The 16,650-nt window shown below is 66.9% G+C and carries 16 protein-coding genes; 9 read left to right on the top strand and 7 right to left on the bottom strand.

From position 1 onward, the window contains the following. Positions 1 to 5: 5 nt before the first annotated feature. From narH to G6N44_RS24375, 4 genes are all read right to left on the bottom strand, one after another. Positions 6 to 1,649 (bottom strand): nitrate reductase subunit beta, encoded by a 1,644-nt coding sequence (gene narH, locus G6N44_RS24390; RefSeq protein ID WP_163668500.1) that lies wholly within the window; start codon positions 1,647 to 1,649, stop codon positions 6 to 8. Then, on the bottom strand, positions 1,646 to 5,326 hold the full coding sequence (locus G6N44_RS24385) for a nitrate reductase subunit alpha (RefSeq protein ID WP_163668498.1): 3,681 nt from the start codon (positions 5,324 to 5,326) through the stop codon (positions 1,646 to 1,648). The genes narH and G6N44_RS24385 overlap by 4 nt, the downstream gene beginning before the upstream one ends. Then, positions 5,323 to 6,504 carry a nitrate/nitrite transporter gene (locus G6N44_RS24380; protein WP_170309423.1) on the bottom strand — a complete coding sequence of 394 codons (1,182 nt, stop codon included), beginning with the start codon at positions 6,502 to 6,504 and terminating at the stop codon, positions 5,323 to 5,325. Before G6N44_RS24380 ends, G6N44_RS24385 begins: the two co-directional genes overlap by 4 nt. A gap of 206 nt (positions 6,505 to 6,710) precedes the next feature. Then, positions 6,711 to 7,121: a (deoxy)nucleoside triphosphate pyrophosphohydrolase gene (locus tag G6N44_RS24375; protein WP_163668495.1), complete on the bottom strand. Its 411-nt coding sequence runs from the start codon at positions 7,119 to 7,121 to the stop codon at positions 6,711 to 6,713. A 27-nt stretch (positions 7,122 to 7,148) separates the two neighbouring features. On the opposite strand from G6N44_RS24375, the gene G6N44_RS24370 reads away from it, so the two are divergent. Beyond that, complete coding sequence (locus tag G6N44_RS24370) at positions 7,149 to 7,442, top strand: 4a-hydroxytetrahydrobiopterin dehydratase (RefSeq protein WP_163668493.1); 294 nt, start codon at positions 7,149 to 7,151, stop codon at positions 7,440 to 7,442. On the opposite strand, the gene G6N44_RS24365 is transcribed toward G6N44_RS24370, so the two are convergent. Beyond that, positions 7,411 to 8,556, bottom strand: a complete 1,146-nt coding sequence (locus G6N44_RS24365) for a mannosyltransferase (protein WP_235682864.1) — start codon at positions 8,554 to 8,556, stop codon at positions 7,411 to 7,413. The genes G6N44_RS24370 and G6N44_RS24365 overlap by 32 nt on opposite strands. 292 nt (positions 8,557 to 8,848) lie before the next feature. On the opposite strand from G6N44_RS24365, the gene G6N44_RS24360 reads away from it, so the two are divergent. After that, positions 8,849 to 9,505: a hypothetical protein gene (locus G6N44_RS24360; protein WP_163668491.1), complete on the top strand. Its 657-nt coding sequence runs from the start codon at positions 8,849 to 8,851 to the stop codon at positions 9,503 to 9,505. Positions 9,506 to 9,558: 53 nt separating this feature from the next. Then, positions 9,559 to 10,557 carry an Rv1157c family protein gene (locus G6N44_RS24355; RefSeq protein WP_163668489.1) on the top strand — a complete coding sequence of 333 codons (999 nt, stop codon included), beginning with the start codon at positions 9,559 to 9,561 and terminating at the stop codon, positions 10,555 to 10,557. A gap of 92 nt (positions 10,558 to 10,649) precedes the next feature. Here G6N44_RS24355 and G6N44_RS24350 read toward each other — a convergent pair whose 3' ends face one another. Further along, positions 10,650 to 10,799 carry a DUF1059 domain-containing protein gene (locus G6N44_RS24350; protein WP_163668488.1) on the bottom strand — a complete coding sequence of 50 codons (150 nt, stop codon included), beginning with the start codon at positions 10,797 to 10,799 and terminating at the stop codon, positions 10,650 to 10,652. Between the two features lie 45 nt (positions 10,800 to 10,844). Here G6N44_RS24350 and G6N44_RS24345 point away from each other — a divergent pair, with 45 nt between their 5' ends. Then, positions 10,845 to 11,498: a nitroreductase family protein gene (locus G6N44_RS24345; protein WP_163668486.1), complete on the top strand. Its 654-nt coding sequence runs from the start codon at positions 10,845 to 10,847 to the stop codon at positions 11,496 to 11,498. A 16-nt stretch (positions 11,499 to 11,514) separates the two neighbouring features. Here G6N44_RS24345 and G6N44_RS24340 read toward each other — a convergent pair whose 3' ends face one another. Beyond that, positions 11,515 to 12,093, bottom strand: a complete 579-nt coding sequence (locus G6N44_RS24340) for an HhH-GPD-type base excision DNA repair protein (RefSeq protein ID WP_163668484.1) — start codon at positions 12,091 to 12,093, stop codon at positions 11,515 to 11,517. A 92-nt stretch (positions 12,094 to 12,185) separates the two neighbouring features. Between G6N44_RS24340 and G6N44_RS24335 the strand changes: the two genes are divergently transcribed. The 5 genes from G6N44_RS24335 to G6N44_RS24315 are packed head-to-tail and all read left to right on the top strand — an operon-like array spanning position 12,186 to position 16,585. Next, entirely contained in the window at positions 12,186 to 12,488 is a 303-nt protein-coding gene (locus tag G6N44_RS24335; RefSeq protein ID WP_163668482.1) for a DUF732 domain-containing protein, read from the top strand. 21 nt (positions 12,489 to 12,509) lie between these two features. Continuing rightward, positions 12,510 to 13,709, top strand: coding sequence for a sensor histidine kinase (locus G6N44_RS24330; RefSeq protein WP_163668480.1), 1,200 nt, complete (start codon positions 12,510 to 12,512; stop codon positions 13,707 to 13,709). Then, positions 13,706 to 14,491 carry a LytR/AlgR family response regulator transcription factor gene (locus G6N44_RS24325; RefSeq protein ID WP_163668478.1) on the top strand — a complete coding sequence of 262 codons (786 nt, stop codon included), beginning with the start codon at positions 13,706 to 13,708 and terminating at the stop codon, positions 14,489 to 14,491. The genes G6N44_RS24330 and G6N44_RS24325 overlap by 4 nt, the downstream gene beginning before the upstream one ends. Beyond that, positions 14,484 to 14,858, top strand: coding sequence for a hypothetical protein (locus tag G6N44_RS24320; protein WP_163668476.1), 375 nt, complete (start codon positions 14,484 to 14,486; stop codon positions 14,856 to 14,858). The genes G6N44_RS24325 and G6N44_RS24320 overlap by 8 nt, the downstream gene beginning before the upstream one ends. Continuing rightward, positions 14,855 to 16,585, top strand: a complete 1,731-nt coding sequence (locus tag G6N44_RS24315) for a sodium/solute symporter (RefSeq protein WP_163668474.1) — start codon at positions 14,855 to 14,857, stop codon at positions 16,583 to 16,585. The genes G6N44_RS24320 and G6N44_RS24315 overlap by 4 nt, the downstream gene beginning before the upstream one ends. Positions 16,586 to 16,650 lie beyond the last annotated feature (65 nt).

Raw genomic sequence — 16,650 nt, 5'->3', positions numbered from 1 at the left:
CCTGACTAATCCTGCGGGAACATGCCCGTCGGTGTTCCCCGGCCGTCCCAGTTGAGCAGATTGACCCGCGACGGCCGTTCGGCGTTGGCGGCCATGCCGCTGCCGGTCTGGCGGTGCTGGAGCGCATGGAAGGTCTCCACCGCTACCGGCACCGGCCCGCCGCTGGCCTCGCCGAACGGACCCGACTCATACATCCCGGGCCCGCCTTCGAAGGACAGCGAGCAGCCGGGCTCCTCGGCGCCGGGTATCGCCTCGGAGCTGTACGCAGTCGGAATGACATAGCGCTCCTCGTATTTCGCGATCGCCAGCAGCCGGTACATCTCGTACATCTGTTCCTCGGTCATGCCGACCGCGGCCGGGATGTGCGGCTGTGTCTGACGTCCGAGGTTGATGTCGCGCATGTAGGACCGCATCGCCGCCAGACGGCGCAGCACTCCTTCGACGACGGCGGTGTCCCCCGCAGTGAACAACCCGGCCAGGTACTCGATCGGGATACGCAACGCCTCCAGCGCCCCGAAGAGATTCCCGACGTCCTCACCGTCGTGCCCGTCCCGGCTTACCGCGTCGACCACGGGTGACAGCGGAGGGATGTACCACACCATCGGCACTGTCCGGTATTCCGGATGCAACGGCAGCGCAACGCCATACGTGTGAATGAGCTTGTACACCGGTGAGCGTTGCGCGGCCTCGATCCACTCGTCGGAGATGCCCTCGGCGCGGGCACCGGCAATCACCTCGGGGTCGGTCGGATCAAGCAGGATCTGGCGCTGGGCCTCATAGAGATCCTTGTCGTCGGGTACCGATGCCGCCTCCAGCACCCGGTCGACGTCGTAGAGCACCAGACCGAGGTAGCGCAACCGGCCCACGCAGGTTTCCGAGCACACCGTGGGCAACCCGACCTCGATGCGCGGGTAGCACAGCGTGCATTTCTCCGCCTTGCCGGTCTTGTGATTGAAATAGACCTTCTTGTACGGGCATCCGGACACGCACATGCGCCAGCCACGGCAGCGGTCCTGATCGACCAGCACGATGCCGTCCTCGGAGCGCTTGTACATCGCGCCCGAAGGGCACGACGCCACACACGCCGGGTTCAGGCAGTGCTCGCAGATCCGGGGCAGATAGAACATGAAGGTCTGCTCGAGTTCGAGCTTGATCTGCTCGCTGACCTGTTTGAGGACCGGGTCCCCCGGCACGATCTCGGGCGAACCGGCCAGATCGTCGTCCCAGTTCGCCGACCATGACACCTTCATCGGTTTCCCGGTGATCAGGCTGCGCGGCGGGGCGGTCGGGATGTGCTCGCCCAGCGGTGCCGAGGTCAGGTTCTCGTAGTCGTAGGTCCACGGCTCGTAGTAGTCGTCGATCGACGGCAACTTCGGGTTCGCGAAGATCCTGGCCAACTTGGCCAGCCGGCCGCCGTCCCGCAACCGCAGCCGGCCACGGCGGTCCAGCTTCCAGCCCCCGCGCCACTTCTCCTGATCCTGATAGGTGCGTGGATAGCCTTGCCCCGGACGGGTTTCGACGTTGTTGAACCAGACGTATTCGGTACCGGCCCGGTTGGTCCAGGCCTGTTTGCAGGTCACCGAACAGGTATGACATCCGATGCACTTGTCGAGGTTCATCACCATCGCCATCTGTGCCATGACCTTCACTGGTACTTCACCTCCTGCGAGCGGCGGCGGACCACCGTCACTTCGTCACGCTGATTTCCGGTGGGGCCGAGGTAGTTGAACGCAAACGAGTGCTGCGCGTAGCCACCGGCGAGATGGCTGGGCTTGACCAACAGCCGGGTCAGCGAATTGTGGATGCCGCCACGGGTTCCGGTGGTTTCGCTCAGCGGCACGTCGATGGTCCGTTCCTGTGCGTGGTAGACGTACACCACCCCTTCTGGCATCCGGTGGCTGACGACGGCACGACACACCAACACGCCGTTGCGGTTGACCGCCTCGATCCAGTCGTTGTCTTTCACTTCGATCTTCGCCGCATCCAACGGGCTCATCCACATGGTGGGACCACCACGGGACAGCGAGAGCATGAACAGGTTGTCCTGGTACTCCGAGTGGATCGACCACTTGGAATGCGGGGTCAGGTAGCGCACCGTCAAGCCGATGCCGTCCCGCTGCCCGACCTGGGACTCGCCGAACAGCCTCGCCATGTCCAAGGGCGGCCGGTAGATCGGCAGCTGCTCGCCGAGTTCCTCCAACCAGTCGTGATCGACATAGAAATGCATTCGCCCGGTGAGCGTGTGGAACGGCTTGAGCTCCTCGATGTTCACCGTGAACGGCGCGTAGCGGCGGCCACCCGTCTCACTGCCGGACCACTCCGGGCTGGTGATCACCGGCACGGGCCTGGCCTGGGTGTCGGCGTAGGTGATCCGACGTTCCTCACTGCCTTCGGCCAGGTGCACCAGTCTGCGTCCCGTGCGCTTCTCCAGCTCCTTGAAGCCCTCCACGGCCAGCCGGCCATTGGAGGTGCCCGACAAGGCCAGGATCACGTCGGCCATCCGTTCGGCCGTGGTGATCGCGGGCCGGCCCTGTGCCGCACCCGAATCCATCACCCCGAACTTCAGGCCGAGTTCACGAACCTCCTGATCGGGATGGGTGGTGACGCCCTTGGTGGTCAGGCCCAAGCTGTCGACCAGCGGCCCGAGTGCCGACCACTTCTCGGCGATCGCCGTGTAGTCACGCTCCACGACCACCAGCGGGCCCATCGTCTTGCCCGGCACCGGTGTCTCGCCGGTCGTCCGCCAATCATGTTCGGTACCACCCGGGTAGGCCATCGCACCCGGGGTGTCGTGCTGCAACGTACCCATCACCACATCGGTGCGGGTACCCAGATGCCGGGCCGCCAGAGCACTGAACGTCCGCGCGATCGCCCCGAAAGCCTCGAAGTCCGAACGGGTTTCCCAGGGCGGGTCGACGGCCGGAGTGAACGCATGCACATACGGGTGCATATCCGTGCTGGACAGGTCGGCCTTCTCGTACCAGGTCGCCGCGGGAAGCACCACATCCGAGAGCAGTGTCGTCGAGGTCATGCGGAAGTCGATCGACATCAGCATGTCGAGCTTGCCCTCGGGGATGTCGTCGGTCCAGGCGACGTCATTGGGCCGCAGGTCTTCCCCGGTAGGCTCGGCTTGCACGTTCGACGTGGTGCCGAGCAGGTGGCGCAGGAAGTACTCGTTGCCCTTGCTGGACGAGCCCAGCAGATTGGCCCGCCAGATACTGAGCACCCGGGGCCAGTTGAGCGGATTGTCCGGGTCGGTGACGGCCAATTTCAGTTCGCCACTGGCCAATTGGTCGGCCACATAGTCCGGCACCTCCTGGCCGGCGGCATTGGCCTCGTCGGCCACATCCAGACTGGAGCGGTCGAATTGCGGGAAGAACGGTGTCCACCCCATGGCCGCGGCCGAAGTCAACACGTCCATGGTGTGTTTGTCGCGGAATCGGCCCCGGCCGACCGGACTGGACAGCGCATCGGCGCGGTAACCGTCATAGCGCCACTGGTCGGTGTGGACATACCAGTACGACGTCCCGGCCATCTGCCGCGGCGGGCGTGACCAGTCGGTGCCCATCGCCATCGCAGACCAGCCGGTGACCGGTCGGCACTTCTCCTGGCCGACGTAATGCGCCCACCCGCCACCGTTGCGGCCCATCGAACCGGTGAGCAACAGCAGCGCCAGCACCGCGCGGTAGGTCGCGTCGCCGTGGAACCACTGGCAGATGCCTGCACCCATGATGATCATCGACCGACCGCCGGATTCCTCGGCGTTGCGGGCGAATTCGCGTGCCACCCGGATCGCCTGGGCGGCAGAAACACCGGTGATCTGCTCCTGCCAGGCCGGCGTGCAGCCTTGGCTCGCGTCGTCGTACCCGGTGGGCCACTCGCCGGGCAGGCCCGGCCGGTGCACACCGTACTGGGCCAGCATCAGATCGAACACCGTGCACACCAGGTGCTCCCCGACCCGCCGCACCGGGACACCGCGCTGCAGGGTCGCGCCACTGCCGTCCACGGTGTCAAACCGCGGCAGCGTGATCTCGGCGGTCTCGAAGGTGTCCCCCAGCACGGTCAGGGCGGGAGTCAGGCCCTCCAGGTCGAGGTTCCACTTGCCGACACCGTCGTTGCCGAACCGAAACCCGAGCGAACCCTGGGGTACCGCGACGCTGTTGCTGGCACCGTCGAGCAGCACCGGCTTGAACGCCGCATTCTCCATGTCATAGCCGAGATCGGCCGCGGTGAGGTTCTTCCCGGGGACGAGCACACCGTTGCGCTCCTCGAGCTTGACCAGGAACGGCAGATCGGTGAACTGACGCACGTAGTCGACGAAGAACGGAACCCGTTTCTGCACAAAGCATTCGTCGAGGATGACGTGACCCATCGCCATCGCCAGCGCACCGTCGGTGCCCGCAGCACACGGCATCCACTCGTCGGCGAACTTGGTGTTGTCGGCGTAATCCGGGCTGACGCTGACAACCTTCGTGCCGCGGTAGCGGACCTCGGCCATCCAGTGTGCGTCGGGTGTACGGGTGACCGGGACGTTGGAACCCCACATCATCAGATATGACGCATCCCACCAGTCACCGGACTCCGGTACGTCGGTCTGATCGCCGAACACCTGCGGGGAGGCCACCGGCAGATCGGCATACCAGTCGTAGAACGACGTCATCACCCCGCCGATGAGCTCGATGAACCGGGACCCCGCCGCGAACGACACCATCGACATCGCCGGGATGGGCGAGAAGCCCGCCACCCGGTCCGGCCCGTAGGTCTTGATCGTGTGCACGTGCGCGGCCGCGATCATCTCGGTGGCCTCGGTCCAGGTCACCCGCATCAGGCCGCCCTTGCCACGGGCCTGGTGATAACGCCTGCGCCGCACCGGGTCTCCCTGGATATCGGCCCACGCCAGCACCGGATCCTTCAGGCGGGCCTTGGCTTCCCGGTACATCTCGACCAGCACGCCGCGCGCATACGGATAGCGCACCCGCGTCGGCGAGTAGGTGTACCAGGAGAACGCCGCACCACGAGGACAGCCGCGCGGCTCATACTCGGGCCGGTCCGGACCGACCGACGGGTAATCGGTCTCCTGGGTCTCCCAGGTGATGATCCCGTCCTTGACATAGATCTTCCAGGAACACGATCCGGTGCAGTTCACCCCGTGTGTGGAGCGCACCACCTTGTCGTGACTCCACCGGTCGCGGTAGAACACATCACCCTCGCGGCCTCCCTTGCGGGTGACCGTACGCAGGTCGCCGGAGATCTCACCGGGGGTGAAGAAGCGGCCACTGCGCTCGAGCAGTTCCTCGATCGATCCGCCGACGCGGGGCTTGCTCATCGTTGGGCCTCCTTGGCCGGTTCGGGCTCGTGGGCATGCAATCGGAGTGCGGTGTAGCCCAACGCGACCAGCGCCGTCGCCACCAACAGCATCAGTCCGACCGTGTAGTCGTTGTCGACCGCATCGTATGTCGCACCCATCACCAACGGCGGGAAGTAACCACCCAAACCGCCTGCGGCAGCGACGATCCCGGTGACCGAACCCACTTCTTTCGCGGGTGCCCGGCGGGCCACCCAGGCGAACACTCCGCCGGTACCGATACCCAGGAAGATCGCCAGACTGACGAAGGTGGCCGCTGACCACACGTCAGGCGGCGGCTGGAACATCGCGACGAAGGCCAGCACGGCCGTCCCGGCGAACGAGGTGAGTACCACGTACTTCGGCGGTATCCGATCCGAGATCGCGCCGCCGATGGGCCGGGCAAGTACCGCAGCCAACGCGAATCCCGCTGTGCGGGTGCCTGCTTCGACCGCGGAGAAGTCATAGATGGTCTTGATGTAGGTGGGCAGGTAGTTGCTGAACGCGACGAAGCCACCGAAGACCACCGCGTACAGGAACGACATCTCCCACGTGACCGGCAGTTTCAGTGCCGATTTGAGTTTCGGCAGCACCGGGTCGGTGTTGGGTTGGAAAACCGGCGAGTTCCGCATCGCCACGAAGCACAACAGCGCCGTGAGAGCCAGGGCCACCGCGATGATGACGTGGGTGGTGAACAATCCGAATGCGTGCACGAGTCGCGGTGTGAAGAATGCCGACAACGCCGTGCCGACCATGCCCATGCCGAACACGCCGGTGGCATAACCCCGGCGCGCCGGCGCATACCAGTTGTTGGCGAAGGGGATGCCGACGGCGAATATGGTGCCCGCGATGCCCAGGAAGAACCCGCAGACCAGAAGGAGCGGATACGACCTCGCCTCGCCCGCGGCACCGACCGCCAGCACCGGCAGGATCGAAGCCAGCGTCACCGCGAGGAACATTGTGCGGCCGCCGAATCTGTCGGTCAGCGAGCCGACGGCGATCCGCCCGACCGATCCGACGAGTATCGGTGTGGCGACCAGCATCGAAGCCTGCGTACTGCTGAGCCTCATGTCGCCGGCGTAGGTGGTGGAAAGCGGGCCGATCATGTTCCAAGCCCAAAAATTGATCGCCGAGACCCAAGTGGCCAGCACGAGATTCATACTCTGGCCCTGGAGTGGCGCGCTAGCCGTGCTCACCTCACCAGCAAAACATCATGTCTCTGCGGTTGCGTCACTTTCCCGGAAACGTTGCGGGCGGTTTCATGGAAATGTAATCCGCAACATTTGCATGCCTAAATTGATTCCATTGCCGGTGGCAAGTGATTTATCGCGCGAGCGGACGCGCAGGTACCCGAAATACCGTCGTGTCAGGTACTTTCACGTCTGCTCGGCGGAGAAAGCGCGTCCAGCAGATCCGGTAACCAGGCCCGGTCGGCGGGCACCCATGGCAGATCGTGGAGTTCGTCGGCGGTCACCCACCGCAGCGCCTGGTGATCGTGCGGCTGCGGGGTGCCCGCGCTCAACGTCGCCCGGTATGCGCGCAGCGTCATACCCGTCGGCAGTGCGACGTCGGCACCGAGGCGGGCACCCACGATCACCCCGACACCCAGTTCCTCCCTGAGCTCCCGCACCAAGGCGTCCGCGTCACTCTCCCCCCTCGCCACCTTTCCACCGGGCAGCTCCCACAGCCCGGCCAGCTCCGGCGGCCGCTGACGCTGAGCGACCAGCAGCCGGCCCGCACAGAGCAGTGCACCTGCGACAACGATCTGCTCATTCATCGCGCCCGACGGTATACCGTCGGGCATATGGCCGTGTTATCGAACGATCAAGTCGACGCCGCACTGCCCGATCTGCCGGGCTGGGAACGTGCGGCGGGCGCACTGCGCAGATCTACCAAATTCCCGACGTTCCTCGACGGTATCGACGCGGTGCGCCGCGTGGCTGAATTCGCCGAGGAAAAGGACCACCATCCCGACATCGACATCCGCTGGCGCACAGTCACTTTCGCGCTGGTGACGCATTCGGCCGGCGGTATCACCGAGAAAGACGTCCAGATGGCCAAGGAGATCAACCGGATTCTGACCGGCTCGTCCGACTAGTCGTCGCGATCCAGGCCAGCGTCGCCAGGCTGGCGACGATGTAGATCAGCCCGGCCCAGGCCAGGTACCAGGGGCGGCTGATCTCCCAGATGGTCGGCTGGGCGAAGCTGAGCAGCCACGGCACCCCGATCAGCGTCAGCGCCAACCAGACCCACCCGAGGATTCTCGCGCCCAGCCGGCCGGACAGCGGCCCGTACAACAGCCAGATCATCAGCGGGATCAGCCAGACCCAGTGGTGCGTCCAAGAAATCGGCGAGAACAACAACCCGAACAGACTCACGATCACGATGGCGCCGAGCCGGTCGGTGCTGCCGCCGACGGCCCGCCATGCCAGTACGGCAAGGACCGCGGTGACGGCGATGCCGATCAGCACAACCGGACCGTACCCGGCGTCATGCCCCAGTATCCGGGAGATCCCGCCGCGCCAGGATTGGTTGAACGACGTTCCGATCGGGCCGATCCGGTCGGCGTCCCCGAGCAACTCGGTGAAGTATCGGCGCGCCTGGTCGCCGATCACCCAAGCAGAAACCGCGACGGTCCCGCAGAACACCACGGCCGAGAACACCGCGACGCCCCACCGCCGCGCGCCGAGGAAGTAGAGCCCCGACACCGCAGGCGTGAGCTTGATCCCCGCGGCCAACCCGACCAACAACCCCGACAGCCACCAACGATTGCTGTACACGGCGTAGAGGACTGCCAGCACCAGGACGACATTCACCTGCCCGTAGTCGAACGTGCTGCGCAGCGGTTCGGTCCAGATACCCACGGCGGTCCACACCATCGCGACACGCGGGTCGGCATCCGGCCCCAGGAGCCGTTGACTGATCCGCACCACGCCGTACAACGCTGCGATGATCCCGATCTGCCAGCAGAACGCGACCAGCCCGAACGGCAACAGATGCAACGGGTAGAACACCACCGCAGCGAACGGCGGATACGTGAAAGGCAGTGGGAAATCCGGTGTCTGGTCCGCGTAGACGTAGTCGTAGAGCGCGCCGGGGCCGTCCAGCATGGCGGCGCCACCGACGTAGACGTGCAGATCGACGAAGTTGGCACCGTTGGGGACGAGATACGTCCAGGCCAGGCGTGCCGCGATGCTGAGAACCAGCAACATCGGCGCCAGACGGTAGAGCCGCGCGGTTGCTGAGACGTGGGTGGCCGGTTCGGTGTTAACGGAGACGACTCTAGCGACCCGGTGAGTCCGCTTTGTCACGCCAGCGTGGCTCTCGCCGCCGACCGTCACTCCAGCGTGACATTCGGGGCGCCACATCACGCCCGGGGCACTGCCCGGTAACGAATTCGACCAGCGCAGTAACGGTTGAATAAATGCCACACGTGTCACTTGAGTCCCACCGGTAACTCGATAGTTTCACCTTCAGACGTGTTAGCAACCGATTGGGAGAACCATGATCTTCACCTGGAAAGCACTTTCCACCAGCATGATCGCGGCCGCCGGCGCAGTCCCGGTCGCGTTGGCCCTCAGCGCCACAGCGAACGCCGAACCGGTGGCCCCCGCCCCGGTCCCGGCGCCGAACCTGCCGATCGTCAACCAACTCGCCGGCGTGCCGGCCGCCGCGCCGCAACTGCTGCAAGGCGTGAGCTCGGCACTGACCGGCACCCCTGCCGCCGCACCGGCGCCGGTTCCGTCGGCCACCGCGTCGGTGACGCTGCCGCAGGCACCGACCGCCGTCTCACCGGCAGCGGCCAACGCACCCCTGGGATCGTTCGTGCCGGGCTTGCCGACCGCACCCGTTGCCGCCCCGGCCGCAACGGTCCCGACGGCGCCCGTCACCGGCCCGGCATCGCTGATTCCGTCGGCCGAGGTCACCATCCCACAGGTGCCCGGGATGCCCTTCTCGCTGCCGCAGAAGGTGAACATCCCGGGTGATCTGGCCTCGCTGGCTCCGGTCGCAGCTCAGGCCGCCCTGCCCGCTGCGGCGGCCCCGTTGGCCCCCGCCGCGGCAGCAGCGCCGGCGATTGCGGCTCCTGCCGCCGCCGCTCCGGCCGCGTTCAACCCCGAGATCGCGGCACTGGCACCGCTGCTGACTGCCGGCCTGCCCTGATCCCCGAACTGGTCTGACCGCCCGAAACGATTTGGAAAGCCATGACACCGCGTATGCCCCTGAAAACGATGTTCGGCACCGCCGCTGCAATCGGGTCCACCGCCCTGTTGCTGTTCAGCAGCGCCGTAGCGAACGCCGATCCGGCGCCGCTGCCGATCGACGCGGTGCAGGCACCCGGTCTGCCGGCGATGGAGAGTCTGAGCCCGATCATTCAGCAGGCCGCAGCCGATCCCGGGGGCGCCGTGCAGCTGTTGATGGCGGCCGCGCAAGCGTTCGCTGCCAACAAATCGGAATCGGCTGAATCCCGCAATGTCGCGACGGCGGTCAACCATTTCGCGGCGCAGCCCGTCGCCACACCAGAGCATGTTCCTGCTCTGGGCGCCGGCAGCGACGCGCACCTGCCGATGGGTGTCGACCCGGCCCATGCGGCCGGGCCGGCCCCCGAGGCGCTGCCGGCTCCGGCTCCGGCTCCGGCACCCGAAGCCGTAACGGCCCCGGCCCCGGCCCCGGAAGCGTCGCCCGCCCCCGCACCCGCTCCGGGGGCGGTCCCGGCCGCGGTCACCATCCCCGCACCGGCACCGGCACCCGCGCCTGAGGCTGCCGCGGCGGGTGCCCCGGCTCCCGCCCCGGGATTCGGGCCCAACACGCCGACGAAGCAGGACTTCATGTATCCGTCGATCGGCAATGGATGCCTCAAGGACGGCGGAAACGTTCTGGCCACGGCGATTTCAGTGGCGGGCCCGGCCTCGATCCCGCTGCCCGGCCCCCAACCAGGCCAGACCGCGTACGTGTTCACCGCGATCGGCACCCCCGCCCCCGCCGCCGAGCAGAAGCTTCCGCTCAACGCCACGTGGGTGAACCTGACGACGGGCAAGTCCGGCAGCGTGACACTGCAGCCGCGCTCGGACATCAACCCCGAGGGTCCGACCACGCTGACCGCGATCGCCGATACCGGTTCCGGCAGCATCATGACCACGATCTTCGGACAGGTCACGACGACCGAGATGCAGTGCCAGTTCATGCCCACCATCGGATCCACGGTGGTGCCCTGACCACACCATATGAATAATGGGGAAACGAAATTCCCGGTCGCTTGCCTCATGGCTGGCGACCGGGAATTTTGTCAGGAGAGGGAAATTGCGGCTCAGTAGGCCATGAACAGGATCATTTCACGGTCGTACTCCCGCCCGGGGTGCTGCTGAGCCAGATGCACCTGGGCCTTCTCGACCAGGTCGTCCTCGTCGGTCCCGCTGATCGCTTCTCCGCACGGGCAGTTCAGATGTGTCTTCGCCATATGTTCACCATTGCATAGCTCGTCTCCCGACAAAAGGATCTCGTCATGGACGTGTACGACGTCATGCGCACGACCGGGGCCACCCGCGAGTTCACCGCCGAACCCCTGCCCGACGATGTGCTGGAACGGATCCTCGACAACGCCCGGTTCGCGCCTAGCGGCGGCAATCGACAGGGCACGCGTGTCGTGGTGATTCGCGATCGGGACACCCGCGAGTCCCTTGTCGATCTGAGCGTCACCGGAGCGCGCCGCTACCTCGCCCAACAGCGCAATGGTGAGAGCCCGTGGAATCCGGTGCATCCCATCGGCGTATCAGCCGACGAGGTGGCCGCCGTGCAGGTTCCGCGGGCCACCCTGCTCCTTGACGCCGCCGTGGTGCTGGTGGTCTGCGTCGACCTCGGCGTGGTCGCGGCGATCGACCAGGATCTCGACCGCATCGGCGTGGTGTCCGGGGCCTCGGTGTATCCGTTCGTGTGGAACATCCTGCTGGCGGCGCGCAACGAAGGGTACGGCGGCGTGCTGACCACCATGGCCGTGGCGGAGGAACCCGGAGTCAAGGCCTTGCTCGGGATACCCGACCCGTTCGCGATCGCCGCGGTGCTGCCGCTGGGCAAGCCGGTACGCCAGGTCACCAAGCTCAAGCGCAATCCGGTGGCAGAGATCGCCAGTCGCGAACGATTCGACGGGCCTGCCTTCTAGATCAACGCCGGTTCGGCTAACCCTTGGCTTCCTTGGCCGCGGCCTTCATCTGTTTCTTGTAGCTACGCACTTTCTGCAACGACCCGGGGTCCACGACGTCGGCCACCGACCTGAAGCTGCCGGCCGTGCCGTAATCCCCCGCGGCCTCACGCCAACCCGCAGGTGTCACCCCGTACTGCTTGCCCAACAGCGCCAAGAAGATTCGCGCCTTCTGGTCGCCGAATCCGGGCAGCCGCTTGAGCCGGCGCAACACCTCTTTGCCGTCGGGGTCGCCGTCGGTCCACAGGGCCGTCACGTCGCCGTCGTACTCGTCGACGATGACCCGGGCGAGGTCCTGCACCCGCTTGCCCATCGACCCCGGAAACCGGTGGATGGCAGGGGTCTGCGAAACCAACGCGATGAACTCGTCCGGGTTGTAGTCGGCGATCTCGCGGGCGTCGACGTCACCGAGACGGTCGGCGATCTTCTTCGGCCCGGCGAACGCCGTCTCCATCGGAATCTGCTGGTCCAACAGCATCCCGACCAGCAGCGCGAACGGGTTGGACTCCAGTAGAGCGTCGGCTTCGGGATCTTGGACCAGCTGCAGTTTTCCCACGTCGCCAGTCTAGGACTACAGAGGTTTTCGACGCCTCTGTCAGCCCAGTGTGCGAACGTAGATGCGACAACCGGTGGGTATGCCTGTAGGAGATGGACATGAGACGCGTCGTTGCACCTCTATTTGCAGCGGTGATTACCGCGATCGCCTTGGCCGCCACGGCCAACGCCATCCCCGACCAGGGCACCCCGGCGTTCGACGAATACATGCAGGGCCTGGAGCGCAACGGATTCCACCTGAATCCCGATACCGCATGGCGCGTCGCCCACCAGGCTTGCCAGGGCGGTATACCGGGCTACATCAGTTGGGAACTGGCTGCACAGGGCGTTTTCGGCCCCGGTTCGGAGCAGCGGGTGTACGACGTGGCCAGAAAGTACGCCTGCCCCGTTCAGTAGCCGGTTTAAGGTTGGCCCACGATGTCCGGCGAGGTTGCAGTCGCGCTGGCCCTGGCGCTGATCCTGGCGGCAGTCGCCACCGTCGTCGTGGTGCGCACCCGACGGGTGGTGGCCACCCCCACGGAACGCGCCGTGCACACCGCACTGCACACCGCCGCGCAGGCCGCCCGGGCGCTGCGCCAAGGTTTGGACACCGAATCCGCGCAGACTGCCGCGCCGTACCTGCGCGAGCTGACCGGCACCGCGGGGCTCGCGCTGTTCGACGACGACGCCGCCCTGCTGGCCCGCGATCACGACGACGAGGCCATCTGGCAGTCGGGGACCGTCGAGGTCTGCGCCGACACCGCCCGCGAGTCGATCAATGCGGGTCGCCGGGTACTGCACACCGCACGGTCGACGGCTGTCGTGGCACAGCCGCTGCTGACCGAGGGCGGCGAGGTGCTCGGCGCACTGGTGGTGCTGGCCCCGGCCAGCCCGGGCCCGGGCATGCTCGGCGCGGTCGGTGAGGTGGCCCGCTACGCCGCCAGCCAGATCGAACTCGCCGAACTCGACGCTTCGCGCGCCCGCCTGGATCGGGCCGAGGTGCTGGCGTTGCGCGCTCAGATCAGTCCACACTTCATCTACAACGCGCTCAACACGATTGCCTCGTTCGTCCGCACCGACCCGGACCGGGCCCGCGAACTCATCCTGGAATTCGCCGATTTCACCCGATACTCGTTCCGCGCGGCCGGCCCGTACACGACGCTGGCCGACGAGCTTCGCAACATCGACCGCTACCTGACCTTGGAGCGGGCTCGGTTCGGCACCAATCTGCGGGTGCGACTTCAGGTGGCTCCCGAGGTGCTCAATGTCGTGGTGCCGTTCCTGGCGCTGCAACCCCTGGTGGAAAACGCAGTGCGGCACGGGCTGGCCGGCAACGGCGGCGGATCGGTGGAGATCGTGGCCCGCGACGCGGGCACCGAATGCGTGATCACGGTCGAGGACGACGGCACCGGCATGGATCCCGACACGCTGCGCGCCGGCCCCGGCGACGCACTGGCCGATCGCACCGGTGAATCCGCCCACGTCGGGTTGACGAATGTGGACCATCGGCTGCGCGCGGCATTCGGCAACGATTACGGTCTTGTGGTCGAGACAGCGGTCGGGGCGGGCACCAAAGTGGTGATGCGCGTACCGAAGTTCCGCTCAGGGGTCCGAGCCGGTGGAGGTGCGGTGGGGTGAGCTCCAACCTGACCGTGCTGGCCGTCGATGACGAGGCACCCGCACTCGACGAACTGGCCTATCTGCTGGGCCGGCACCCCGACGTCGGCGAGGTTCACTCTGCCTCCGACGCCACCTCGGCGCTGCGCGAACTCAACCAGCACACCATCGACGCGGTGTTCCTCGACATCAACATGCCCGGTCTGTCCGGCATCGAATTGGCCGGGGTGCTGGCCAATTACGCGCACCGGCCCGCCGTGGTGTTCGTGACCGCCCACGAGGACAAGGCGGTGGCGGCCTTCGACGTCGGCGCGGTCGACTATCTGCTCAAGCCGATCCGGCAGGACCGACTGGACGAGGCGGTACGCCGCGTTGTCTCGACAGCGCCGAAGACACCGGCCACGCCCCAGCCCGACGACCAGGACTGGAATGTGGTCCCCGCCGAACTGGGCGGCATCACCCACCTGGTGCCCCGCGACAGTATCGGGTGGGTCGAAGCCGAGGGTGACTATGCGCGTCTGCACTCGACAACCGGCGCCCATCTGGTGCGAATCCCGTTGAGCACCTTGGAAATCCGCTGGCGTGATCACGGATTCCAACGCATCCACCGGTCGTACCTGGTGTCACTGCGGCAGGTCACCGGGCTGCGCACGGCCGACGGCGCGGTGCTGGTGCGGTTACGCGCCAACGGAACCTCCCCCGCCGTGGAACTTCCGGTGAGCCGGCGCCAGGCTCGCGAACTCCGCGACCGGTTGGTCCGCGATCCGATGCGCTCCCTCAAGCCGGCGGGCAGCGATGAGTGACGGGTCCACCCCGCAACGGGAACGGATCGTGCTGGCGCACCGGCGCGGTACCCGCATGGTGCGCACCCGCATCGAGGTGGCCGAGCAGACCCAGGTGGGCGACGCACTGGTACGCGGCCTGGTGCGCACCCAGTTGGGACTCGCTGTGCGACTGGCCGCGGTGGTGATCACGGTCGTGGTCGCACTCGTGCTGGTCAATGCCGCCGTACCGGATCTGGCCGCGCTCACGGTGTTCGGCATCCGGCTCAACTGGCTGATCCTGGGCGGGCTGCTGTACCCGCTGTTGTACGGCGTGGGGCGGCTGTATGTGCGGCTGGCCGAGCAGGGCGAGCGGGACTTCGTCCGGGTCGTCGACAGCGAGCCATGACCGGCGCACCGCTGACCGCCGCCGCGCTGCTCGCCTCCGCGGTGGCCACCATCGCCATCGGCGCCTACGGACTCCGGTTGTCGCGCACCACCTCCGACTTCCTGGTGGCTTCGCGCAGCGTCGGCCCGCAGTGGAATGCCGCCGCCATCTCCGGCGAATACCTCTCCGCTGCCTCATTTCTCGGGGTGGCCGGGCTGATCGCGAAATACGGTGCCGACGCGCTGTGGTACCCGGTCGGTTTCACCGCGGGCTATCTGGGTGTGCTGTTGTTCGTGGCCGCACCGCTACGGCGGTCGGGGGCGTACACCGTCCCTGATTTCGCCGAATTCCGGCTCGGCTCGGCGCGCCTGCGCAAGGTGGCCATGCTCGTCGTCGTGGTGATCTGCCTGTTCTATCTGGCCCCGCAGTACCAGGGGGCCGGGCTCGCCCTGAAAACGCTTCTGGGCGTTCCGGTCTGGACCGGTCCGCTACTGGTCGCCGCGATCGTCATCACCAATGTGGTGGCCGGCGGTATGCGGTCGATCACGTTCGTGCAGGCCTTCCAGTACTGGCTCAAGCTCACCGCCATCGCGGTCCCGGCCCTGGCACTGCTCGGGTTGTTCATCAATGACGGCGGCGAATTGGGCGGCCCGCTGCCGCCCACCGTGCAGCAGCAGACCACGGTGCAGATCGAGGCCGCAGTGGTGGTCCAGGTGATCGAACCGGCCGGCATCACCGTGTCCGGCGATCTGGACGGCCGCCACGTCGAGTCCGCCACGATCACCGCGCCCGGGCAGCACGCCCTCGGCGCAGGCACCACGCTGACCTTGGCGGCCGGCGCGGCCACGCCCGTGGTGGCCGGCACGCCGGGCACCGGCAGTGAGTGGGTCTCCTCGGGCGGGGGCCTCGGCGGCGGACATCCGCTCTATCAGGTGCTGTCCATCATCGTCGCGACGTTCCTGGGCACCATGGGTCTGCCGCACGTGCTGGTCCGCTTCTACACCAACCCCGACGGGCGGGCCGCCCGGCGCACCGCGCTGGCGGTGGTGGCACTGCTGTCAGTGTTCTACTTCTTCCCGATCCTGCTGGGGGTCTTCTCCCGGTTGTACGTCCCGCAGCTACTCATCACCGGAACTGCCGACGCTGCAGTACTTTTGGCGCCGGGCGCCGCCGTCGGAGGAATCGGCGGCCAACTGTTGGCCGCCCTGGTGGCCGCAGGCGCCATCGCGGCCTTCCTGGCCACCTCCTCGGGGCTGCTGATCAGCATCGCCGGCGCCCTGGCCACCGATGTGCTGCGCGGCCGGGTCCGCGACTTCCGGATCGCCGCGGTGGTAGGCGGGCTGATCCCGATTCCGTTGTCCCTGATGGTTTCCGGACTCGAGTTGTCCCGCAGCGTCGGACTGGCCTTCGCCGTCGCGGCGTCGACGTTGTGCCCGCTGCTGGTGCTCGGGATCTGGTGGCGGGGCCTGACGGCGATCGGCGCGGCCTGCGGGCTCGTGGTGGGCGGGTGTGTGTGCGGCGGCGCGGTGCTCGTGGCGATCAGCGGCGGAGTCGACGACGATGTACTCGGCGGATGGCCCGCGGTCATGGTGGGCTACCCCGCGGCGGTCAGCGTGCCGATCGCCTTCCTCACGATGATCGCCGTCAGCCTGTTCACCCGACCCACCCCCGGCGTCGCGCAGATCTTCGCCCGCATGCACGTTCCGGAGCGCCTCGGCCTGGGCGTCGAGCGCGTACCCGCAGGCTGAGCTTCCCGCCGCTCAGCCTCCCCGACCGACCGCTCAGCGCAGCGATGACCGAACTCGGCGTATCG

This window comes from Mycolicibacterium alvei (genome assembly GCF_010727325.1).
GTDB lineage: Bacteria > Actinomycetota > Actinomycetes > Mycobacteriales > Mycobacteriaceae > Mycobacterium > Mycobacterium alvei.
The sequence above is the reverse complement of the archived record's forward strand: the minus strand, read 5'-3'. Positions and strand labels throughout refer to the sequence as shown.